Source organism: Balneatrix alpica DSM 16621 (assembly GCF_000619885.1).
GTDB lineage: Bacteria > Pseudomonadota > Gammaproteobacteria > Pseudomonadales > Balneatricaceae > Balneatrix > Balneatrix alpica.
On the sequence record NZ_JHUZ01000011.1, the window covers coordinates 438,838 to 460,235 of the forward strand.

19 protein-coding genes are annotated in these 21,398 nt (G+C 56.4%); 15 read left to right on the forward strand and 4 right to left on the reverse strand.

The genetic code is table 11. The annotated features are described in order from the left end of the window. Position 1 precedes the first annotated feature (1 nt). The 7 genes from Q334_RS0106045 (at position 2) to Q334_RS0106075 (ending at position 8,484) form a co-directional block, all read left to right on the forward strand. A complete protein-coding gene (locus Q334_RS0106045) occupies positions 2–934 on the forward strand; it encodes an ABC transporter permease subunit (protein WP_081414353.1) in 933 nt (310 codons plus the stop codon). A 2-nt stretch (positions 935–936) separates the two neighbouring features. After that, a complete protein-coding gene (locus Q334_RS0106050; RefSeq protein ID WP_035460874.1) occupies positions 937–1,926 on the forward strand; it encodes an oligopeptide/dipeptide ABC transporter ATP-binding protein in 990 nt (329 codons plus the stop codon). Further along, the gene (locus Q334_RS18190) at positions 1,919–2,941 is read left to right on the forward strand and encodes an ABC transporter ATP-binding protein (RefSeq protein ID WP_051527558.1); all 1,023 of its coding nucleotides are present in this window, start codon (positions 1,919–1,921) and stop codon (positions 2,939–2,941) included. Before Q334_RS0106050 ends, Q334_RS18190 begins: the two co-directional genes overlap by 8 nt. Before the next feature lie 68 nt (positions 2,942–3,009). Then, positions 3,010–4,422 (forward strand): SLC13 family permease, encoded by a 1,413-nt coding sequence (locus tag Q334_RS0106060; RefSeq protein WP_051527559.1) that lies wholly within the window; start codon positions 3,010–3,012, stop codon positions 4,420–4,422. 24 nt (positions 4,423–4,446) lie between these two features. Then, positions 4,447–5,325 (forward strand): LysR family transcriptional regulator, encoded by an 879-nt coding sequence (locus tag Q334_RS0106065; protein WP_027312430.1) that lies wholly within the window; start codon positions 4,447–4,449, stop codon positions 5,323–5,325. 103 nt (positions 5,326–5,428) lie between these two features. Then, positions 5,429–6,076 carry a methylamine utilization protein gene (locus tag Q334_RS18195; RefSeq protein WP_051527560.1) on the forward strand — a complete coding sequence of 216 codons (648 nt, stop codon included), beginning with the start codon at positions 5,429–5,431 and terminating at the stop codon, positions 6,074–6,076. A 77-nt stretch (positions 6,077–6,153) separates the two neighbouring features. Beyond that, the gene (locus tag Q334_RS0106075) at positions 6,154–8,484 is read left to right on the forward strand and encodes a bifunctional diguanylate cyclase/phosphodiesterase (RefSeq protein ID WP_027312431.1); all 2,331 of its coding nucleotides are present in this window, start codon (positions 6,154–6,156) and stop codon (positions 8,482–8,484) included. Positions 8,485–8,493: 9 nt separating this feature from the next. Here the strand turns inward: Q334_RS0106075 and Q334_RS18200 are convergent, their stop codons facing one another. Together Q334_RS18200 and Q334_RS0106085 are read right to left on the reverse strand one after the other, a co-directional pair. After that, positions 8,494–9,021: a YbaN family protein gene (locus Q334_RS18200; RefSeq protein WP_051527561.1), complete on the reverse strand. Its 528-nt coding sequence runs from the start codon at positions 9,019–9,021 to the stop codon at positions 8,494–8,496. A 106-nt stretch (positions 9,022–9,127) separates the two neighbouring features. Further along, complete coding sequence (locus tag Q334_RS0106085; protein ID WP_027312432.1) at positions 9,128–10,906, reverse strand: aminopeptidase P family protein; 1,779 nt, start codon at positions 10,904–10,906, stop codon at positions 9,128–9,130. 541 nt (positions 10,907–11,447) lie between these two features. Here Q334_RS0106085 and Q334_RS0106095 point away from each other — a divergent pair. From Q334_RS0106095 to Q334_RS0106125, 7 genes are all read left to right on the forward strand, one after another. Then, positions 11,448–13,247 carry a GGDEF domain-containing protein gene (locus Q334_RS0106095; protein ID WP_027312433.1) on the forward strand — a complete coding sequence of 600 codons (1,800 nt, stop codon included), beginning with the start codon at positions 11,448–11,450 and terminating at the stop codon, positions 13,245–13,247. 64 nt (positions 13,248–13,311) lie between these two features. Continuing rightward, positions 13,312–13,521, forward strand: coding sequence for a hemin uptake protein HemP (gene hemP / locus Q334_RS18205; protein ID WP_245593663.1), 210 nt, complete (start codon positions 13,312–13,314; stop codon positions 13,519–13,521). A gap of 128 nt (positions 13,522–13,649) precedes the next feature. Continuing rightward, positions 13,650–15,617, forward strand: coding sequence for a TonB-dependent hemoglobin/transferrin/lactoferrin family receptor (locus Q334_RS0106105; RefSeq protein WP_211249497.1), 1,968 nt, complete (start codon positions 13,650–13,652; stop codon positions 15,615–15,617). Positions 15,618–15,635: 18 nt separating this feature from the next. Beyond that, positions 15,636–16,667 (forward strand): hemin-degrading factor, encoded by a 1,032-nt coding sequence (locus Q334_RS0106110; protein WP_027312435.1) that lies wholly within the window; start codon positions 15,636–15,638, stop codon positions 16,665–16,667. A 15-nt stretch (positions 16,668–16,682) separates the two neighbouring features. Further along, on the forward strand, positions 16,683–17,525 hold the full coding sequence (locus tag Q334_RS18210; protein WP_051527562.1) for a heme/hemin ABC transporter substrate-binding protein: 843 nt from the start codon (positions 16,683–16,685) through the stop codon (positions 17,523–17,525). A 4-nt stretch (positions 17,526–17,529) separates the two neighbouring features. After that, positions 17,530–18,531 carry a FecCD family ABC transporter permease gene (locus tag Q334_RS0106120; protein ID WP_027312436.1) on the forward strand — a complete coding sequence of 334 codons (1,002 nt, stop codon included), beginning with the start codon at positions 17,530–17,532 and terminating at the stop codon, positions 18,529–18,531. A 1-nt stretch (position 18,532) separates the two neighbouring features. Further along, entirely contained in the window at positions 18,533–19,348 is an 816-nt protein-coding gene (locus Q334_RS0106125; RefSeq protein ID WP_035460878.1) for a heme ABC transporter ATP-binding protein, read from the forward strand. Positions 19,349–19,404: 56 nt separating this feature from the next. Here Q334_RS0106125 and Q334_RS18215 read toward each other — a convergent pair whose 3' ends face one another. Both Q334_RS18215 and Q334_RS19880 read right to left on the reverse strand, forming a co-directional pair. Continuing rightward, positions 19,405–19,719, reverse strand: a complete 315-nt coding sequence (locus Q334_RS18215) for a hypothetical protein (RefSeq protein ID WP_035460879.1) — start codon at positions 19,717–19,719, stop codon at positions 19,405–19,407. Next, positions 19,720–20,424, reverse strand: coding sequence for a M48 family metallopeptidase (locus Q334_RS19880; RefSeq protein ID WP_162157417.1), 705 nt, complete (start codon positions 20,422–20,424; stop codon positions 19,720–19,722). A 67-nt stretch (positions 20,425–20,491) separates the two neighbouring features. Between Q334_RS19880 and Q334_RS18225 the strand changes: the two genes are divergently transcribed. Next, complete coding sequence (locus Q334_RS18225; protein WP_081414356.1) at positions 20,492–21,379, forward strand: RluA family pseudouridine synthase; 888 nt, start codon at positions 20,492–20,494, stop codon at positions 21,377–21,379. Positions 21,380–21,398: the final 19 nt, after the last annotated feature.

Here is a 21,398-nt window from a genome sequence, read left to right on the forward strand (position 1 = left end):
CATGCTACTGCCTAGTCAAAAACAGCAGCTCAAGGCACTGGCCGACAATCTCGAACAAGAGGGCACGGTTCAGGGCCGTAGCCTCTGGGCCGATGCCAGACGCCGCTTTCTGCGTAATCGCGCCGCCCTGGTCAGCCTGGTACTGCTAAGCAGCATCCTGGCATTGGTTCTGCTTGGCCCTTACTTTACCCCACATGATGGAGCCAATATTGATTGGAGTGTGTTAGCCGACATTGCCAGCCTGGGCCAGCCCAGTCTCAGTTCCGGCCATTACTTTGGCACCGACTCCCTCGGGCGCGATCTCTTTGCCCGCTGCCTGCAGGGAGGACAGATCTCCCTGTTGGTCGGCCTGCTCGGTAGCCTGGTGGCGGTGCTGATCGGCACCCTTTATGGCGCGGCCGCCGGCTTCTATGGTGGTCGGGTCGATGCACTCTTTCTGCGCCTGATTGAAGTGCTCGACTCCATTCCTTTTATGTTTCTGGTGATCATGCTGGTCACCGTATTTGGCAACCATATCGTCTTAATCTTCGTGGCCATTGGCGCGGTGTCCTGGCTGAGTCTGGCACGGATGGTACGGGGCCTCACCCTCAGCCTGAAACGCAAGGAGTTTATTGAAGCCGCCCATGCCGGTGGCCTGCGCCGCTTCACCATTCTCTACCGTCATCTGCTGCCGAATGTGCTGGGACTAGTGATGGTGTATTCCTCGCTGATGGTGCCTTCGCTGATTCTGTTTGAATCCTTCCTCAGCTTTTTGGGCCTGGGGGTGCAGGAACCCCTCACCAGCTGGGGAGCCCTGATTGCCGAAGGCGCAGCAACCATGGATGTCACCTACTGGCAACTGCTGTTCCCCGCCGCCCTGCTGGTGCTGACGCTGTTTTGTTTCAACTTTATTGGTGACGGGCTACGTGATGCCCTCGACCCTAAGGATCGCTGAGCATGTCCACCGCCTTACTTGAAGTGCAGCACCTGCGGGTGCGCTTTCACACCCCGGATGGCTGGGTAACCGCCGTACAGGATCTGAGCTTTCGTCTGAATGCTGGGCAAACCCTGGGTATTGTCGGTGAGTCCGGCTCCGGTAAAAGCCAAACCGCCTTTGCCCTGCTTGGCCTGCTCCCCCCTAATGCCGAGGTCAACGGTCAGGCCTGGTTGCAGGGGCAACCCTTGCTAGGCCAACCCCGTGCGGTTTTGAACAAATTACGGGCAGAGCAAATTGGCATCATCTTCCAAGATCCCATGACTGCCCTTAACCCCTACCTCAAAATTGGTCGCCAACTGGCAGAGGTGCTGGTTATCCACCGTGGACTTTCCTGGCAGCAGGCACGCCACCAAGCCCAGGGCATGCTGGATGCAGTAAAAATTCCCGCCGCAGCCAAGCGCATGCAGCAATACCCCCATGAACTTTCCGGCGGCATGCGCCAACGGGTGATGATCGCCATGGCCTTGCTCTGTCAGCCGAAGCTGCTGATTGCCGATGAGCCCACTACCGCCCTGGATGTCACGGTACAGGCGCAAATTCTGCAGCTGCTGGGGGAACTGCAACGGGAGTTTCATACCGCCATCATGCTGATCACCCATGATCTGGGCGTGGTTGCGGGCGCCTGTGATGAAGTGCTGGTGCTCTATGCTGGCCAGCAGATGGAGTATGCGCCGGTGGAACCGCTGTTTTATCAGCCCAGCCATCCCTATACCCAGGGCTTACTCCAGGCCGTCCCCAAACTGGACGGCCCGATTGAGCGCCTGACCACCCTACCCGGCAACCCGCCTAACCTGTTACAACTCCCCCCCGGCTGCGCTTTTGCTCCCCGGTGCCCACAGGCTTTGCCCCAATGTCATCAGCATCCTGCGCCCTTACAGCCTTTCGCTGAACGGCGGCTAAGAGCCTGTCATCTGCCTGCCAGTGAGATACAGGAGGCACACTATGCCTAATCCCTTTACCCCCCTGCTCAGCGTGCAGGATTTACGCGTCCATTATCCTGTGGCCAGTAGCTGGCCCTGGCAGCCTAAACGCTGGCTCAAAGCCGTCGATGGAGTCAGTTTTGATCTCTTTGCTGGCGAAACCCTGGGGATTGTTGGTGAGTCCGGCTGTGGCAAGTCCTCCCTGGCCCGCGCCCTGCTACGCCTGGCCCCGGTCCGCTCCGGCCAGTTACTCTGGCAAGGGCAGAATTTACTCAGTCTCAATGAGGAACAACTACGGGCCCAACGCCAGCACATGCAGATGATCTTTCAAGATCCCCTGGCCTCCCTCAACCCACGGATGACCATTGGCGACATTATCAGCGAGCCCCTGCGTACTTACCGGCCACAACTCAACGCCAGTCAACGGCGCCAGCAGCTACGCCAGGTGATGGATCGGGTAGGGCTGCTACCCTCCGTGGTCAATCGCTATCCCCACGAGTTTTCCGGGGGACAGTGTCAGCGGGTGGGCATTGCCCGGGCATTGATTCTGCAACCCAAGCTTATCGTCTGTGACGAGCCGGTTAGCGCCCTGGATGTGTCGATCCAGGCCCAGGTCGTCAACCTGCTCAAAGATTTACAACAGGAGCTGGGACTCACTCTGGTCTTTATTGCCCATGACCTCAGTGTGGTACGCCATCTTAGTGATCGTATTCTGGTGATGTATCTGGGCAAGGGCATGGAGCTGGCCCCCGCCAGCCAGCTGTACCAACAGCCGCGCCATCCCTATACCCAGGCTCTGCTTTCCGCCGTGCCGCTGGCCGATCCACGACGCCAACGCGCTAAGCAGATTCAACTACTGCCAGGGGAACTGCCCTCCCCTCTTGATCCACCCGCCGGCTGCGTCTTCCATGGCCGCTGCCCACTGGCCAGCCCCCGTTGCAGCCAGGAGGTCCCCAGCCTGCAAAGCCTAGCGCCAGGAGCGTTGCAACGCGTGGCCTGTCATCATCCCGCACCCTCAGCCTGGCTGAGGGAGGGCTCAGCATAAACGATTGGCTTGCTCCCGGTTTCCGCTTGCAAACTAGAGCCTCCATCAGCCAAGTGCTTGGAGGCTCTATGTCTGACTCCCCTTCCTCTCTGCTACGCCTGCCCGCCGTCCAGGGCTGGCCCTGGCGGCCTCTGACAGCCGCCTTACTGCTCAGTCTGATCACTGCCTGGGCCAATCTCTATCTTGCCTGGCCACAAACCGCTGTTCTGGCCTTAGCCTTAGTATGTATCCTGCTCTGGGCCAGTAATTGGGTAGCGGAATACTGGCCGGCGCTGCTGCTGTTTTGCAGTGCCTCTATCCTGCAGCTCGCCCCCCCAACCGTGGTATTTGCTGGCTTTTTCTCATCCCCATTCTGGTTGCTATTCAGCGGCATGGTATTAGGGGCAGCGGTGCGTCATACAGGCCTGGGGCAACGGGCGGGGCGGCTGCTGAGCCGTTTGGTCGGACACAGCTACACCGGTCTACTAACCAGCTTAGTCGGCGTAGGCATGCTCTTAGCCTTTCTCATCCCCTCTTCCATGGGACGCCTGATGCTGCTGATTCCCCTGGTATTGGTATTAGCCGAACAACTGGGTTATTCCCCTCACTCCCAGGGCCATCTGGGCATGGTTCTGGCCACTGCTTTAGGTACCTGTCTACCGGCATACAGTATTCTGCCCGCCAATGCCCCCAATATGCTGCTGGCGGGATTGGCAGAGCATCTCTATCAGCAACCACTGGGTTATTGGCAATATTTGCTGCTGCATTTTCCCGTACTCGGTCTACTGAAGGGGGTATTAATTATTGGGGTAGTGCGCTGGCTCTACCCTGCCCCATCCCCCACTCGACAACCCGCTGCGGACATCAGTGTGCATCCCTGGCAGCCCCAGGAACTACGACTGCTAGCCTTGTTGTTGCTCTGCCTAGTCTTATGGCTAAGCGATAGCTGGCATCGACTGGCTCCGGGCTGGGTGGCACTGGCAGCAGCACTGTATTGTTTATGGCCAGGAACAGGCTTGGTGAGCAAACAATGCCTGAATACAGAGATTAACTATGCTTCGCTATTCTTTGTCGCCGGCATTATGAGCCTGGGAGCGTTGATCGAACACAGTGGCCTGGGCCAACTGCTGATCACCCAGCTCTTACCGGGCCTGAATCTCGCCACCGGGCAGGAGCTGAGTAATCTGCTTAAAATAACCGGCCTTGCCACTCTGGTAGGCTTACTCACCAACCTGCCCGGCATTCCGGCCGTTATGACCCCGATGGCGGAACAACTGGCCCAGACCAGCGGCCTCAGCCTGGTTACGGTGTTGATGAGTCAGGTACTGGCCTTTGCCAACGTTCTCTTACCCTATCAGGCCCCACCACTCGTCAGCGCCATGCAACTGGCACAGTATCCACTAGGGCCAATGAGCCGCGCCTGCCTTTGGCTGTTCTTCCTGAGCCTGGCATTGTTATTACCTTTGGATATGCTGTGGTGGTATGGATTAGAACTCCTATGAACCCCCTCCTTAAGGAAAGTCGGCATGGATTTGTACCAACTGCGCACCCTGGTGCGGGTCGCTCAAGAGGGCAGTATCACCCGTGCCTCCGAGTCTCTGCATCTAAGCCAACCAGCCGTTAGCGCGCATATCAAGGCCCTGGAGGACAGCCTAGGTCTATTGCTATTTGAGCGTCATGCCCAAGGCATGCTGCTCACCCCCCAGGGTGAGCAACTGGTGGCCAAGGCCGAACTCATCCTGCAAGCTCATCAGCAACTCCTCCTCGAAGCCACTCGCCTTAAAGGCGAATTAAAAGGCGAGTTGCGCCTCGGGGCGAGCAGCCACGCCCAACCAGCCTACCTCGGCCAGCTGTTGCTGCGCCTAGCACAGCAGTATCCAGAGTTGCATGTCGAGCTACGCCACTATAGCCAGCGCTCAGCGTTACTGCTGGATCTCGATAAGGGACGATTGGATGCGGCCTTCTGCCATGATCAAGAGCCCTCCCCAGCTAAACTGATTAGCCAGGAAGTCGCCTGCCAGGGCATTTTTCTCGCCGCGCCACCCAGTTGGGACATCCTCCAGCCCCCCTTGGACTGGTCGGCTCTGCAAGCCCGCCCCTGGATCCTGCCTAGTGATAACAGCGGCTGTGGCCAGGCGGCAGAAAATTTGTTCCAGCAACTGGGATGGCGTCCGCAACAAATCATTCGCAGTGACCGGGAAGCCATTACCCTGCAGCTGATTCAAGCAGAGGCAGGGCTGGGTTTACTCCATGCCGATACCGCCAGGCTCGCGGAAACCGCAGGGCAGGTTTGCTTGCTCCACCTACTCCCAGGTGCCCTGCGTCTGCACCTTGTCTATCCTCGACAACGCCAACAGGATGTACTGATTCAAGCCGTTCTCAATGCCCTTCCCCCCTTCAATTGACTTCTTCGCTACCGCTGACTATGCCTGTGCAGGGGAACTCCCCTTCCTTAGCCCTGTCTCAGTGCTGATTCGCTCCGCTAGACTCACTCTGCTAGGACGTCCTATGCGCACTCTGACCTGTTATGCGTTTATCGCCACCAGCCTGGCTTTAACCCTGCCACTCACCAGCTCCCTGAGCCTGGCCGCCAGCCTGCAATTGCAACTGACTGATCAACAGGGCCAGCCCCTGGCCAATGCAGTGGTGGAGGTCATCGCTCCTGCGGCCACTGATGTGCCACCGCAGCAGGCACAGGTGCGCCAACACCAGCGTCAGTTTATTCCCCATGTCAGTGCGGTGCCGGTGGGCAGCGCCGTCAGCTTTCCCAATGACGATCATTACCGCCACCACGTTTATTCCTTCTCGGAAGCCAAGATGTTTGAGTTGCAGCTCTATCAGGATGAGAGAGACCATGCCCCTGTGATCTTTGATCGCCCAGGCTTGGTGGTGTTGGGCTGTAATATCCATGACTCCATGCTGGCTTATATCTACGTCGGGCAATCCCCCTGGCTGGGAGTGAGCGACCAACAGGGGCAGGTTAATTTATCCGACCTCCCCCCTGGCCCTTATCAGGTAAAACTCTGGCACCCCTGGCAGCTACAAAGCCAAACGCAGCCACTCAGCGCCGGTCAACATCAATTAAGCCTGACGGTGAAGCCCCCCACGCCAGACAAGCCCATGCCAAAGTACTATGATCCTCTCAGCGACTATTAAGACTGTTAATCGATTCATCGGAGCCTTGGCTGTCTGGCTGTCCTAGCCAAGCGCCCCATACCCGTTCAAGGATGCTCATGCTGACCAGCTTTCGTAGCCAGTTACTGGCGTTGTTAATCTCCCTGGTAGCTTTGGTGGGAGTCGCCACCATGGTGGCCACCCTGGATACGCTCAAACTTAGCCTCGAACAGGAAGGCTCTGAGCGCCTTGAACGCAGTGCCAACGTGTTTAAAACCACGCTGCAGCTACGCGCTGAGCAACTCCTGACTGCGGTGCGTATTCTTGCCTCTGATTTTGCTTTTAAACGTGCCATTGCCACTCGGGAAGAGGCCACCATCGCTTCGGTATTGGATAACCACGGCTCCAGGATCAATGCCGAGCTGGTCTTTTTACTCAGTGCCGAAGGACAGATTCTGGCTTCCACCAATGCCAAGATGACTCAGGGCAGTGAGTTCCCTATTGAAGATTTATTTGCCCATGCCATGCAGCAAGGGGGAGTCACGGATGTCACCGTTTTGGTCGGACAGCCCTACGAGATCGTGATGGTGCCGGTCAAGGCCCCTAATTTGATTGCCTGGATTGGCATGGGCTTTTTACTGGATCAACAGCTGGCCGCCGAGACCAAGCTCACCACCAATCTGGACATCGGCTTTATTGGGTTTGATCAAGGCCGTCACCTGGCACTGGCCTCGACTCTGAGTGAGGCCGATCAGCAACGTTTTACCGCAGAGTTCAGTCAACAGCGCCCACCACTCAATCAACCCTTTCAAGCGATGAACGATCGCTATCTGAGCATTCTGGTGCCTTTGGCCACCGCCGGTAATGAACCGGTTTTTGCCTCTCTACACTTGGACAATAACCAGTTGCTACAAAGCTATTTGGCGCTTCGCCAACAGATGGTGTGGTTATTCGCCTTCAGCATCGCCATTGCCATCGTGTTGGCCCTGCTGCTTGGCCGCCGCCTGAGTCATCCGGTTGCCCTCCTGTCCCGCTATGCGCAGGCCATTGGCCAAGGCAATGGGGTTAGCGCCCCAGCCTTGAAGGGAGAAATGGGCTTACTCGCCAATACCCTCAGCCAGATGCACAAGGATGTGCAAGAGCGGGAACAACGGCTGCTGTTCCAGTCCAATCATGATGAACTCACCGGCCTCTACAACCGCAATGCCGCTGAACATCAACTGGCAGAGTGTCTGGCCCTGAACCAATCTGGCACCCTGATTCACCTCTGCATCCGTGACTTCAAACAAATTAACTCCTCGCTGGGCTATCACAACGGTGATCAGGTGCTCTGCCATCTTGGCAAACGCCTGCAGGATACCAGTCCGGGCCTTAGCTTTAGTGCCCGCTTAGGGGGGGATGAGTTTTTATTGGTTTGTCAGACCCATTTGCATGACGACACCCTGATGCAATTGCTGCAAACCCTTGAAGCCCCGCTGTTGATTGAAGGCTCTCATATCGGTCTGCGCCTGGCAGCAGGGGTAGTGAACTACCCTGCCCAAGGCCATGAGGTGGATGCACTTTTCCGCCGGGTGGATATTGCCCTGCAAATGGCGAAAACCCACAACCTTTGCTTGTGTCGCTATCAAGAAGGCTCAGATGAGCGCTATCTGCGTGAGCTGCAGATTATCCGCAGCCTGGATGAGGCCATGAGCACGGGACAAATCTATATGGTTTACCAGCCCAAAGTGCAGATTCAGCAGGGCCGCTGCCTGGCTGCCGAGGCATTAATCCGCTGGCAACACCCGGAACTGGGCTTTATTCCACCGGATGAGTTTATCGCGCTGGCCGAGCACTCCGGCAATATTAATCGCCTCACCCTGTGGGTATTGGAACAGGTACTTGAGCAACAGATTCGCTGGCGTAATCAACAGATTGAATTGCAGATAGCGGTGAACCTTTCCGCACTCGACCTAGCCGAGCCCGAGCTGCCAATACAAATTCTGGCCTTATTACAGCGTTATCAACTACCAGCTCAGGTGCTATCGCTTGAGGTGACGGAGGGCGCGGTAATGCAAAATCCGGAACAGGTTATCCGTTCACTACAACAACTACGCGAGGCAGGTCTGAGCTTAGCCATTGATGACTTTGGCACCGGCCACTCCAGCCTGGCTTACCTCAAACGCCTACCGGTCAATGAAGTGAAGATCGACAAGGCCTTTGTGCAGCAGATTGAACACAACCAGCAGGATCGTTTGATTGTAAGCACCACCCTGCAACTGGCACATGGTTTAGGTTTAAAAGTGACGGCAGAAGGGGCTGAAACCGCTGAGGGCTGCGACATTTTGCGCCAACAGGGTTGTGACTTGGTGCAGGGTTACTTCTTCAGTAAACCCTTAAAAGCCACAGAGCTGGCGCAATGGCTTGAGCACTTCGCTGCACCGAGCAGTGGATCTCGGCCAACGAATTGATCGCGCTCGTTACAGGCTAGGTTGAGGGGTGCGATGCTGCTGCACCTCCTCCAACAACGGAATGCTGGCCAGGTAACCACTGACCCCCATCAGCACTAGGCTATAAGCCAGACAGGCCCAGATGTTTGGCAACATCCACAGGCCCACCAACCACCCCAGGGCGAGCATCAGATAGGCCAGCTTTTTGGCTTTGCGGGGCATGGCCCGATACTGCTGCCAGCTTTGAATGCTAGGCCCCGTCCAGGGATGCTGAAGCAATGCCTGATAGCAGCGCTCACTGCCCTTAGCGAAACACCAGGCGGCAAAGAGGACAAACAGGGTACCAGGCAAACCCGGCAGGATAATCCCGATTACCCCGAGCACTAAACTCAGACTACCTAACAGTATCCATAGGCTTTTGCGTAGGGCCATCGCTGCGCTCTTCTGTTGCCGATCTCTGTCAATACTGGTCATAGTGGACGGAGAAAACAAGGGTTGAGCGTCTTGTCGACGACCAGACTGGCCCTGTAACCAATCAGAGTAACGGAACAGGTGCATGGGTTTTTCCTCCACTCAGACTCAAACACTGCTGAGGCTTAGTATGAAAAAACCCATGTCAGGATAGAAATTGATTAAGCCAAATAGCTTAATAGCGAAAAGCTAATCACTCATTTGACCAGGGCTGACAAGCCTGGGCCAACCATGCTTGCTCTTCTGCCTGCAAGTAGGGTGACAACTCAGCGTACACTCGCTGGTGATAAGCATTCAGCCAAGCCAGCTCATCCACGCTCAAGTAACCCGGTAACAGCGGTGCCAGATTAATCGGTGCCAAGGTAAGGGGCTCGAACCGATAAAACTGGCCAAATTCGGTACGCTCTGCTGGTACCACCTGCATCAGATTTTCAATACGAATGCCATATTCCCCTGAGCGGTACACCCCTGGCTCAATCGTCACCACCATCCCCGGCTGCAGAGCAACATCAATCCAACGCTGACTCAGGCTATGGGGGCCTTCATGAACATTCATAAAAAAGCCCACGCCATGGCCAGTGCCACAGGCATAGTCGATACCTTGCTGCCACAGTGCGGCTCGTGCCAACACATCCAATTGGGTACCCCGGGTGCCTGCTTTAAAGTGCGCCTTGGACAGACGAATCAAACCCTGCAACGTCAGGGTGTAATCCAACCGTTGTTGCTGCGATAAGGGGCCAAAGTTGAAAGTACGGGTGATATCCGTCGTGCCCTGTTCATATTGGCCACCCGAATCAAGCAGGAAGAAGCTCTCAGCCTGAATTCGCTGGTTACTCGCCGGGGTAGCGCCGTAATGCATCATCGCACCATGGGGCCCAAAACCGGCAATAGTGCGGAAGCTATCAAGGTGATAACCAGGCTGACTGGCACGCAGACGTTGCAGCTCCTCCTCCACACTCAATTCAGTCGCCTCTCCCTGGGGAACGGCCTGCTCCAACCAGCGCATCAAGCGCACCATCGCAATACCGTCATAACGCATGGCCTGTTGCCAGTGAGCAAGCTCGCGGGGATGCTTAATCGCTTTCAGCGCGGTTGAAGGCTGCGCTCCCTCAACCCAGTGCACCGAGCCGGGCAAGGCAGTGACCAAACCCATATGAATCCGTTGCGGGTCCAACAGTATCCGCGCCTCTGCAGGCAACTGTGCCAGCTCCGTATACACCTGCTGGTAAGCCAATACTTGCACTCCCGCGGCCTGCAAATGCTGCTGCAGTCTGTGATTCAGCTTCGTCAAATCGATAAAGAGTACAGTGTGGGTAGGTGTCAGCAGTAAATACGCTAAAGCCAGGGGATGATAGGGCACATCCTGACCACGTAGGTTCAGTGCCCAACCGATATCATCCAGGCTGGCAATAATATGATGATCCGCTCCCTGCGCTTGTACCGCTTGATATAAACGCTGCAGACGATGATGTGCAGGCTCCGCTTCCTCCCCCTGTTGATGTAAATAGGCAGGGGCCATCGGCAACGGCGGACGTTCACTCCAGATGGCGTCCAGGCCGTTAGCCTGGGGGGCAAGGGTGAGTCCTGCCTGAGTGAACTGACGTGCCTGGGCCAGACTTAAACAATCAGGCTCAAAGCCCAATGTGGCTCCGGCTGCCAAGGTTGTGGCCAACCATTCGCTAGGGCTCGGCACCCCTGGATCGACTTGACGAAAGAGCTGGATACCGGAGCCCTGTAGCTGCTGTTCAGCCTGAATATAGTAACGCCCATCAGTCCACAAGCCGGCCTGTTGTGCCGTCACCACCAGGGTTCCTGCCGAGCCATCAAAACCGGATAACCAGGCTCTCCCCTGCCAGTGCGCAGGGACATATTCACCATCATGGGGATCAGCGCTGGGCTGGTACCAGGCATCCAGACCTTGTTGTTGCATCCAGGTACGAAGGGCAGCCAGACGAGCAGCAGGATTAGGCATAACAACCTCTTGGCTAAGGCAAATTCAGGGAATGACAGGTCGCCAAACATGGCTCTGCCAGCCTAGCCAAGGCAACAATCGCATACAATATTCACCACCTTCCCCCCGCAGGACTTTTCCTCCCTTTCCTGCTTGAGGGTGGAAAAAGAATAACCCAGCATGGTGCGAGTCATGCTGGGTCGGTTAGAAGGGAAATCTAATTGATCCTAAAACTGGTACGCCATCGTCAAACGCACATCACGTCCGGGCTCCGGTACACCAATCCAGCCTCGGCTCGCATGAAAGCCCATTGCACTGTGCTCTTGGTAGTAATGATCCAATAGATTATTGATGATCAGACTAACCTCCAACTCAGGATGGGATTCTGGGCTCCAGCACCCAAGCGCCCTATCGAGCCTATCTCTGTGAGGCTGCTACACTTTCCCTTAGCCTTTGATTGCTTGAGCGATTAATTTCCACTACAAAGTGAAACCTAGGTTCAGCAGTATCTTGTTTGCAGCGAACCGGGCCAGGAAGGCCCGATAGATCACAGGTAAGTCAGATGACGAAAGTGTTACGCACCTTACTGCTGTTTAGCTTGTGTTTGGTCGTGTCTGCCTGGGCCAGCACCCATACACCAGGAAGTTTAGTGCTGCCAGAACAAAGCAGTGTCTTACACCCCTACAGCCAAATACTGCCGCAAAAACAAAGCTTAAGCTGGCAAGAGGCCTTTGCACTCTGGCAAGCCGGCCAATTTCAGCCCTGGCAAACAGAACTTCCCCAGGAGGGGGAACTCTGGCTAGCCCTGAGCCTCAGCAATCCCTATCCGCAACCAGTCTTAGCTACTCTGGACATTGAAGGCCGTCCCGGCGCCCTAGAAATGTATCTGCTTGATCATAATGATCAGTTAATACGCCTGGTACAAAGCCATAGCAGTGGTCAGCAGAGTCCCAGTACACAACTCAGCCTCCCCTTTGAGGCCAATGGCCAGTTACAGGTGCTGCTGCATATGCAGTCGATCAAGCGCAGCCCATTGATCAATGTGCTAATGCCTCAGCCGATGATCAAACAACATGGCAATGCGTTATTCAGCCTAGGACTTTATCTAGGGGCGCTACTGTTAATGGCCTGTTATAGCCTAGGGGGCTGGTTACTCACCCGTCAGGCAAACTTTCTCTATGGCACCCTCTTAATCGCCACCACCCTAGCCTTTCTACTGGACTCACCACGCTATGCCGACTGGCTACCCCGCTTTAATCACTACTTACTCAACTGGGGTTGCATCACACTTGCTTTAATAGGCCTGAACCGCTTTTGCTTTAATCTGTTTGCTCAAGCGCTCCAAGGACAAGGTCAGGCCCACGCTTGGCAGAAACGTTTGCAGTTGGCTAGTGGCTTGCAACTTGCTTCCTTGCTGCTGGCATTATTACCCACATCGCTGTTTCCATACGGTCTTGCCCTGGGGATTACCCTATGGCTTGGCAACCTCGCGCTCCTGGTTTACCTCAGCATTCGCATGTTAAGACAACAGCATCCGGCTGCCTGCCCTCTGCTCGGAGCCTGGGCAGTGCTACTAGCCGGACTCTGCCTACATTTATTACTTTTTAGCGCCGACATACAGCTACAGCTCGACTGGACCCTACCGGTCAGTTTTATTAGCGCACTGGGGTTGCTCACCCTGGCACAAAGCATTCATATCCGCTCCGTACTCCAGCAAGATCAGCGTAATCAACGCCAAGTCTTATTAGCCCAACGCCACCTTAATGAAACCCTGGAAAGCATGGTGGAAGAGCGCACCCAAGCCTTGCGTGATGCCAACAAACGTTTGGTTGAACAGTCCCACACGGATGCCCTCACTGGCCTCTATAACCGCCGCCACATGGAACAGTATTGGCAACAAAGACAAAGCTCGCCCCGGGAAGAAATGAAGCCCAGTATTCTGATGCTGTTTGATCTTGACCACTTTAAGCAGTTTAACGATACCTATGGCCATCAATTAGGCGACCGGGTGCTGCGCCATGTCGGCCGTATTCTCCGCAGTCAATTAAGTCGCAAGAATGTGAAGTGCTTCCGCTGGGGCGGGGAGGAGTTTCTATTGCTTGCCGAAGATATGGGCCTGCACGAAGCAGAAAACCTGGGCAAACTGCTGCAGGCCAAACTTGCCAGTTTGCAACGCCTTGAGCTACCCCGTATCACCGCCAGCATTGGTATTACGACGATTCAAGACAATATGGATCTGGATCAGGCGTTACAAAATGCTGATATGGCGTTGTACAAAGCCAAAGCTCTGGGCCGCAACCGTATTGAGCTGGCACTGCATATTGAACCCCTGAATCAAATCAGCCTGCCGCTTTCCAATTAAGCTTATAAACCATGGCCTGGCTAAACCTTGGCGGAATGGCGTTGACTTAAATCAATTAATGATTATGATTATCATTAAGTTTCAGCAAGACAGCTCCGCCATCATGACCAACATCACCCCCTCCACCAGCTCCCGCCGCCAGCTCACCATCAACGCTGAGCGCATTGCGAGCCAAGAGCTGCTGGCCCCTGGCAAAGAGCTGGTAATCGTGCATAACCAACGCGAGTACAAACTGAGGATAACCTCCAACGGCAAGTTAATTTTAACTGCCTGATTTAGCCAATCTGGCCAGCCAGCCCCCCAGACCACCCCTTCAGTGTCCAGGTAGCAAGCAAGGCCCCGCAACCCCTATGGAGTTCTGGGACAATGCGCTTGTTTCCACTTAGCCTGCTAGCTTCCGCTATGCTGACCACCTTAGCTGCCCAAGCCGCTGAGCAACTCAAAGCGGTTACAGTCACCGCTACCCGTAACCCTAGCAGTAGCTTCCACACCCCCGCCATGGTGGATTTAATCGATGCCGATGATGCCGCCCACACCCTGGCTAGTAGCCCAGCTGAACTCCTGCAGGGCATCGCCGGTCTGGAAAGTGGCGGTTCAGCCCGACGCAACAGTCAAACCTTCAGCCTGCGCGGTTATGAGGAAGATGGCCTGCTCATCCTGGTGGATGGTGTGCGCCAGAAGTTTGAAGCCGGTCACGGCAGTGGTTTCTACTTAGATCCCCAACTGATTCAACGGGTCGAGGTGGTACGTGGTCCGCACTCAGCCCTCTATGGCAGTGGCGGCCTGGGTGGGGTGATTGCCTTCAGTACTAAGGATGGCCGGGATCTGCTTGCCGCCGATCAAGAGCATGGTGGTTATTTCAGTATTGGAGGACGTAGTGATCGCCATGAAAAGGGCAGCAACCTGGCGCTCTATGGCCAACAGCAACAGTGGGATTACCTGGCCAGCCTCAGTCTAAAAAGCAATGAGTCCATTCGCCTTGGAGATGGCAATCACTTGGCGGCAGATGATGATATCGCCTCAGGCCTGTTCAAACTGGGTTGGCAAGTCAATCCGGATCGTCGCTTGCAACTCAGCCACCTGGCCTATCACGCCAAGGCCCTGGAGCCCCGTAATGGGCAGAGCAGCACCGCCAGCGACCGCTCAGATAAAACCATTCAAAGCCATACCAGCCAACTCAGCTATGCGGATCAAGCCAGCGATAACCATTGGCTCGACTGGCAGGTACGCCTCTACCACAACCTGATTGACCTGGATGAAAGTCTACAAAGCACCAGTTCTGCGCTGAATCAAAGTGGTGATCGCATTCAACGTGAACTCCAAACCTGGGGTCTGGCGTTGGATAACCAGAGCCGCTTCGAGCATGGCAGCCTCACCCAGCTGTGGAGTTATGGCCTGGAATGGTCGAGCGAAGAGCAGGATGGCCAACACAGCCGCCGCAATGTGGCCGATGGCATCCCCGATGCTGAAGCACGTTTCTACTCCGCTTACCTGCAAAATGAGCTGAACTGGGACAGTGGTTGGGGACAGTGGCAACTGATTCCCTCCCTGCGTTATGACGACTTCCATTCCGACAACAGCCAAGGGCTTAACCAAGACCGCAATCAGGTCTCCCCTAAGCTCGCTCTGTCATGGCAACCGCAACCCTGGCTGCTCGGCTTTGCCAGCTATGCTGAAGCCTTCCGGGCTCCGACCATCTCGGAAACCTATCAAACCGGCACCCACTTCGAGATTCCTCGCATGGGGGCCAACCGCTTTATTCCCAATCCCAACCTACGCCCGGAAACAAACCGCACCCTGGAATATGGCTTCGGCCTCGACTTTGCCAGCGTGTTCAGCGCTGAGGATCAACTGACCTTCAAAATCAGTCGCTTCGATACCCGCAGTGAAGACTTCATCGACTCCAAGGTCAATATGAGCTTCTTCCCCAGCTGCTGCGGCACCACCCAGGCAGTCAACGTCGCCAATGCCAAACTCTGGGGTAATGATGCCCAGCTCAACTATCAGAATGCCTGGCTAACCTACCGGCTGAGCTATAGCCGCATCAATGGCCGCGATAGCGCTACAGGGGCTTATCTGGGTCGCCTGACGCCCACCACCTGGGTCTCTGACTTAGCCTGGAAGCTAGGGGATGAGCAGCAACTCGGCTGGCGCTTCAAGCGTGCCAAAGCCCACTTAAAAGTGAACAGTGCCAGTGAGCAGCGGGCGGCCTATGACCTGCATGATCTCTATTACGAGATTCGACCCAGCCAACAACTGCGCCTCAATGCCAGCATCGACAACCTCTTCGATGAAGACTACAGCGCCGCCTATGCCGGCAGCAAAGGCAGTGGCCGCAGCCTGAACCTGAAAGCCACCTATCAATGGTAAGTTTGTAGGAAGCCATATATGAACGCCTATACCGACCTTTACTCTGCCTGGCAGCAACTGCAGCAGTCCCAACCCAAACTACGTGCCCGTGAAGCCGCCCAACACCTGGGTATCAGCGAGGCGGAATTACTCGAGTGTCGCCGTGGTCAGGACAGCATTGAACGCCTGGTCGCCGAACCTGCAGCCATCCTGCAAGCCATTGAAAAGCTAGGGCGGGTGATGGCCTTGACCCGTAATAACGAGGTCGTGCATGAGCGCAAAGGTCTATACAGCAATCTCAGTTTCCAGGGCCCAATGGGGCTGGCGCTCAACCCTGACATCGACTTACGTCTGTTTATGAATCATTGGTATTGCGCTTTTGCCGTCAGCGAACAGGGTCGTCACAGCCTGCAATTCTTCGATCGAGCCGGGGTGGCAGTGCACAAAATTTATCTGCTGGAGGAGTCTGATCAGCAGGCCTACCAGGCCTTGCTGGAGCAGTTTATCGAACCTTCCCCCGCGCCACTGCACTTTACCCCCTACCCACAGCAACCTGATCTGGCCGATGAACAGATCACCGTGGCCGCACTGCGCCAGGACTGGTTGGCCCTGCAGGATGTACATGACTATCACGCCATGCTGCGCAAGCATAAGTGTGGCCGGCAGCAAGCACTACGTCTGGTGGGGGAGGATCTGGCCCAACCCCTGCCCATCGAGGCCATTGCACAGATTCTGCAACGAGCCCGTGATCAACAGTGTGAAATCATGGTGTTTGTCGGCAATCGTGGCTGCATTCAAATCCACACCGGCCCGGTGCAGCATCTGGCCGCCACCGGCCCCTGGTATAACGTGCTGGATGAAGCCTTCAACCTGCACATCAATCTCAGTGGCTTGGCACAGGCTTGGATTGTGCGCCGCCCTTCCAGTGATGGCCCCATCACTTCGATTGAGGTGTTTAATCAGCAAGGTGAGTCCGTTCTCACGCTGTTTGGCAAACGCAAACCGGGACAACCGGAGCTGTTGCTCTGGCAGAGTCTGGTGGCTGAACTCAGCGCCAGTCTGGCGGCTTAAGGATCGAGGCTGGTGATGCGTATTCTGCTTAACCTGCTGCTGGCATGCACGCTGGCCTTAAGCCCGCTGGCCCAGGCCCAACCACGGCTGCTCAGTATTGGTGGTACCCTGACTGAAATTCTCTACGCCCTCGGCGCTGGCGAACAGTTAGTCGGCACCGACACCAGCAGCTATTACCCGGCGGCGGCCGAAGCGCTGCCCAAGGTCGGCTATCAACGAGCACTGGCGGTGGAAGGCATTCTTTCCCTCCATCCCGAACTGGTGCTGGCCAGTGGCGAAGCAGGTCCTGCCACCGTCCTGGCGCAGCTCCGCGCCGCAGGAGTCAGGGTAGAGGTGATCGACACGCCACCCACCCCGGAGGGCTTGCTAAGCCGTATTGAACGCTTGGCCGTCCTGACCGGCAGAGAACAGCAAGGACTGGCGCTACAGCAGCAGATCAGTGAACAACTGCAGACGCTGCAACTGCCCCCCCAATGGCATCGCCCCCCTAAACTGCTGTTTATCCTCCAGCATGGCAATGGCAGCCCGATGGTGGCGGGACGGCAAACGGCAGTCGATGAGCTGATTCATCTCAGCGGTGCACTCAATGCCATGGCTGATATCAATGGCTACAAACCCCTGACGCCGGAAGCCTTGGTCCAAGCCGCCCCCGATGTGATTCTGGTCAGTCAACAGGGTCTGGCACAAAGCGGTGGTGAGGCCGCCCTGCTCGCCCAGCCTGGCATGGCCCTCACGCCGGCAGGACAGCAACAGCGTATCCTCAGTATGGATGCGCTACTGGTGTTAGGCATGGGGCCACGCACGGCAGAGGCGGCGTTACACCTGCGTAGTCAGCTGCAAGCCTGGTTTGGAGGCTAGTCGCATGCAGGGTTACCTCACCTCGGCCCGTCCCTGGCCCAAGCTGGGACTCACCTTACTCCTGACCCTCTTGCTAGCCTTGGGCCTCGGCGCCTTCCAGTTGCCTTGGCAGCAGCTCAGCAGTGAAGGCTGGCAACCACTGCACTGGCAGGTGTTATTGCACATCCGCTTACCACGCATCCTGATGGCACTATTAATCGGTGCCGCTCTGGCGATCAGTGGGGCCGCCATGCAGGGGCTGTTTCGCAATCCTCTGGCAGACCCTGGTTTACTGGGTGTCGCCAGTGGGGCGGCGCTGGGGGCGGCGGCGGTGATCGTCCTCTTACCGGACTTGGGCAGCTGGTTAAGCTTCTACGCCATGAGCCTGGCCGCTTTTGGTGGAGGCTTGCTCTGTTGCTGGTTAATCTTCAAATTAGCCCGACAACACAACTGGATCTCAGTGGCCCAACTGCTGCTGGCCGGGATTGCCATCAACGCATTGGTTGGTTCAGCCACCGGCTTCTTAACCTACCTCAGCGATGATCAGCAACTGCGCACCCTGACCTTTTGGGCGATGGGCAGTCTAGGCGGTAGCCTATGGCCGGTCGTGGGGGTTGCCGCCAGCCTGTTGCTACCCTGCTGCTGGCTGCTGCAGCGGCAAAGTCATGCCCTCAACCTGTTGCTCCTGGGGGAACAGGAGGCCCGCTTGCTGGGCCTGGATAGTGAACGCGCCAAACGCCGCCTGGTATGGCTCTGTGCTGCCTGTGTCGGGGTTTGCGTGGCCTGTAGTGGTCTGATTGGTTTTATTGGCTTGATGGTTCCGCATCTGGCCCGTCTGGCCTGGGGTGCGGATCATCGCCTGCTATTACCCAGCTCAGCACTGTTGGGAGCCGTGTTGTTACTACTGGCCGATACCCTGGCCCGTACCCTGCTCAGCCCTCAGGAGCTACCTGTTGGCCTGCTTACCAGCTTGCTCGGCGGCCCCTTCTTCCTCTGGTTACTGCTGCGCCAGTTTAAGGATCAGTAGGATGAAGACCTCGGATATCATTTTGCAGGCTGGTCAAATAAGGGTGGAGGTTGGCACACGCCAGCTGTTGCAACTGGAGGATTATCAGTTGGCTGCTGGCCAATTACAGATGCTGCTGGGCCCTAATGGCGCCGGTAAATCTACCCTGCTCAAGGTACTGAGTGGCCAACTCAGCCCCAGCCAGGGTCAGGTCTATTTGCAGCAACGCCCCCTGGCGGACTGGTCACTGGCAGCCCTGGCACGGCAACGAGCGGTACTCAGCCAACAGCCGTTGTTAGCCTTTCCGTTACGAGTCTGGCAGGTGGTGCAACTGGGCTTCAGCCCCTGGCCGGAGATTAAGGTGGATGAGGTGCTATTGCGCCATTATCTGGCACTGGTCGACGGCGAAAACTGGTTTCAGCAATCCTACCCTTCTCTGTCCGGCGGCGAGCAACAACGGGTACAGCTGGCGCGCGTGTTGGCACAACTGTTACATCGCTTTCCACAGGGTACAGAGGATTTAACTGGCAAGGTGCTGCTACTGGATGAACCCCTGGCGGCACTGGATTTGCGCTATCAGCATCAGGTATTGCAATTGCTGCGGCGTCTGTGTCAACGAGGTTTGGCGGTGGTCTGCATTATCCACGATATCAATCTGGCCGCCCTATATGCCGATCAGTTGCTGTTACTGCAACAGGGCACACCAGTCTTTACCGGTCAGGCCGCGCAATTGGCGGAGGCGGACTGGCTCGGTCAGGTTTACGGTGTCGCTGCCCAGGCCGTTCCCCACGTGCAGCAGGCCAAACCCCAGTGGCAGTGGCTCTTACCTGATCCCTAACCGACAAGAGCCTGACGTTGCTTAAGGCTTGGCACAGGCTCTTGTCTCACTCGTACTTAACAGCAGCCGCTGCCTTCCGCATGATCATGGTCGTGATCATGCTCAGGGCCGGCTTCCTGTGTCTCCACTTCGATTTCCACCAGGTTACAGGCTCCTGGACGAACCAGCAGCTGACCAAAGTGACTGGGATCTTCATCCTCGTCTGCGCCGTCATTCACCATCAGCGCCAACTGAGACTTGCCTTCATCCAGTGCCTCAAAGTTGATGGTCAAGGGCAGCCCCTGCGGCCAGTGCACATGAAGTTCAGTCAGGGTGAGTTCAATTACTTCCCCTTCCGGGGTAACGCCTTGCAGGCGGGGCAGATTAGCCATTTAAAGCTCCTTAGCCGAGGGACGGCCAGTTAACCAGAGCTGCTGCGCATGTTGGCGCAACCAGCGACGATGTTCGGCCCAATCCGGGCAAAAGGTGGCTACCCTCTGCCAAAAACTGGGTTGATGATGAAAGTGGGTCAAATGAGCCAGTTCATGGATAACTACATAATCACAGACCGGCAAAGGGGCCAGGGCCAAGCCCCAATGTAAACGAATAATACCGTCACGGGTGCAACAACCAAAGCGACTGCGATAGGCCTTAACCTCCACGCGCTGTGGCTGCTGAGCCATCTGCCCTGCCCAATACTGCACCCGTTTGTTTAAACCTTGATGCGCTTGGGTCGACAACCAGGGCAATAACGCCTGCCAACTCCGCCATTGCAGGGGTAATAACAAATAGCCCGGCTGCCACTGTGGTTGGGGCTCTGGACGCCAGGCGAGGGTATAGGGTTCAGCAAACCAGTGTAATTGCCTGGGCAACCCCTGGGCCGGGGCCAACTCCATGCTGGGGCTCGCCAGGCGCTGCTGTAGCCAAGCTTGGCGTGATTGTAATAAGCGTTCGATTTCAGCATCGGCAACAAACACCGGCGCCAGCACCTGTACCCGTCCATCCTTTACCCGCAGGGCCAACGTTTTACGCCGACGGGCACTGCGGATCACCTCGACCTGAGGGTGATGCAAACTGAGGGCTGATGACTGGCTCATGGGCATTTGGGCCCCTGCTAAAAATCGCGTACTATGCGCCTTCTGTCGTTTCCTGACAAGGTCAGTCATGAAGTCTCAAACCCTCCAATTGCGCTTGGATATTGCAGATAACCAACACACTGCCGTCGACCTGTTAGCACAGGCCAGCGGCCTGCCCAAGGGACGCATAAAAGATGCGATGATCAAGGGTGCCGTTTGGTTGAAAGCACCAGGCAAGCCAGAGCAGCGCCTGCGCCGTGCCACCAGCAAGCCCCACAAAGGCAGCGTCTTGAGCCTGTATTATGATCCTGCCTTGCTGGAGCGTGAGCCCCCCCAGCCGCAATGCCTCTACCATAACCGTCATTACAGCCTGTGGTATAAACCGGCTGGCCTGTTAGCCCAGGGCAGCCAGTGGGGCGACCATTGCAGCCTGCTGCGTCAAGCCGAGCTACAACGACAACAGCCACTGTGGCTGATCCACCGTCTCGATCGGGAAGCCCAGGGGTTAATGCTCTTAGCCCATGACAAGCTAGCGGCCAAACACCTCTCCACCCTGTTTCAACAACAGCAACTCAGCAAAGGCTATTTAGCCTGGGTCAAAGGACTTCTGCAGACGCCGCACTGGTTGCAATTGGATGCAAAACTAGATGGCAAACCCAGCCTGACCGAAGTCTTTACCCTGCAACAGGATCAACAGCACAGCTGGCTGGCGGTGCGATTACATTCAGGTCGGCAGCACCAGATTCGTCGTCATCTGGCGGGCATTGGCCATCCCTTAATGGGAGACCCGCGCTACGGCCAAGACAATGCCTGGCCAGGTGGCTTACAACTGTACTCCGCCCACTTGGCGTTTACCTGTCCGCTAAGTGGCAAGCAGCATGACTTCCGCTTGTTTGATCTGCACCCAGCCAGCCGTAATGCCCTGCCCGCCGACCTGCTCCAGGCCTGGCAAGACAGCCTGCCCCTCATCGTTTAAATCAGCACTTGCAGGTTAT

What these genes read in the sequence shown, in the direction of transcription:
- Q334_RS18225 (WP_081414356.1), top strand. Translation starts at nt 20,492, where the DNA reads ATGAAGTCTCAAACCCTCCAATTGCGCTTGGATATTGCAGATAACCAA.
- Q334_RS0106085 (WP_027312432.1), bottom strand. Translation starts at nt 10,906, where the DNA reads ATGCCTAATCCTGCTGCTCGTCTGGCTGCCCTTCGTACCTGGATGCAA.
- Q334_RS0106045 (WP_081414353.1), top strand. Translation starts at nt 2, where the DNA reads ATGCTACTGCCTAGTCAAAAACAGCAGCTCAAGGCACTGGCCGACAAT.
- Q334_RS0106075 (WP_027312431.1), top strand. Translation starts at nt 6,154, where the DNA reads ATGCTGACCAGCTTTCGTAGCCAGTTACTGGCGTTGTTAATCTCCCTG.
- Q334_RS0106095 (WP_027312433.1), top strand. Translation starts at nt 11,448, where the DNA reads ATGACGAAAGTGTTACGCACCTTACTGCTGTTTAGCTTGTGTTTGGTC.
- Q334_RS0106110 (WP_027312435.1), top strand. Translation starts at nt 15,636, where the DNA reads ATGAACGCCTATACCGACCTTTACTCTGCCTGGCAGCAACTGCAGCAG.
- Q334_RS18190 (WP_051527558.1), top strand. Translation starts at nt 1,919, where the DNA reads ATGCCTAATCCCTTTACCCCCCTGCTCAGCGTGCAGGATTTACGCGTC.
- Q334_RS0106120 (WP_027312436.1), top strand. Translation starts at nt 17,530, where the DNA reads ATGCAGGGTTACCTCACCTCGGCCCGTCCCTGGCCCAAGCTGGGACTC.
- Q334_RS0106065 (WP_027312430.1), top strand. Translation starts at nt 4,447, where the DNA reads ATGGATTTGTACCAACTGCGCACCCTGGTGCGGGTCGCTCAAGAGGGC.
- Q334_RS0106060 (WP_051527559.1), top strand. Translation starts at nt 3,010, where the DNA reads ATGTCTGACTCCCCTTCCTCTCTGCTACGCCTGCCCGCCGTCCAGGGC.
- Q334_RS18195 (WP_051527560.1), top strand. Translation starts at nt 5,429, where the DNA reads ATGCGCACTCTGACCTGTTATGCGTTTATCGCCACCAGCCTGGCTTTA.
- Q334_RS18210 (WP_051527562.1), top strand. Translation starts at nt 16,683, where the DNA reads ATGCGTATTCTGCTTAACCTGCTGCTGGCATGCACGCTGGCCTTAAGC.
- Q334_RS18215 (WP_035460879.1), bottom strand. Translation starts at nt 19,719, where the DNA reads ATGGCTAATCTGCCCCGCCTGCAAGGCGTTACCCCGGAAGGGGAAGTA.
- Q334_RS19880 (WP_162157417.1), bottom strand. Translation starts at nt 20,424, where the DNA reads ATGAGCCAGTCATCAGCCCTCAGTTTGCATCACCCTCAGGTCGAGGTG.
- Q334_RS0106125 (WP_035460878.1), top strand. Translation starts at nt 18,533, where the DNA reads ATGAAGACCTCGGATATCATTTTGCAGGCTGGTCAAATAAGGGTGGAG.
- Q334_RS18200 (WP_051527561.1), bottom strand. Translation starts at nt 9,021, where the DNA reads ATGCACCTGTTCCGTTACTCTGATTGGTTACAGGGCCAGTCTGGTCGT.
- hemP (WP_245593663.1), top strand. Translation starts at nt 13,312, where the DNA reads ATGATTATCATTAAGTTTCAGCAAGACAGCTCCGCCATCATGACCAAC.
- Q334_RS0106050 (WP_035460874.1), top strand. Translation starts at nt 937, where the DNA reads ATGTCCACCGCCTTACTTGAAGTGCAGCACCTGCGGGTGCGCTTTCAC.
- Q334_RS0106105 (WP_211249497.1), top strand. Translation starts at nt 13,650, where the DNA reads ATGCTGACCACCTTAGCTGCCCAAGCCGCTGAGCAACTCAAAGCGGTT.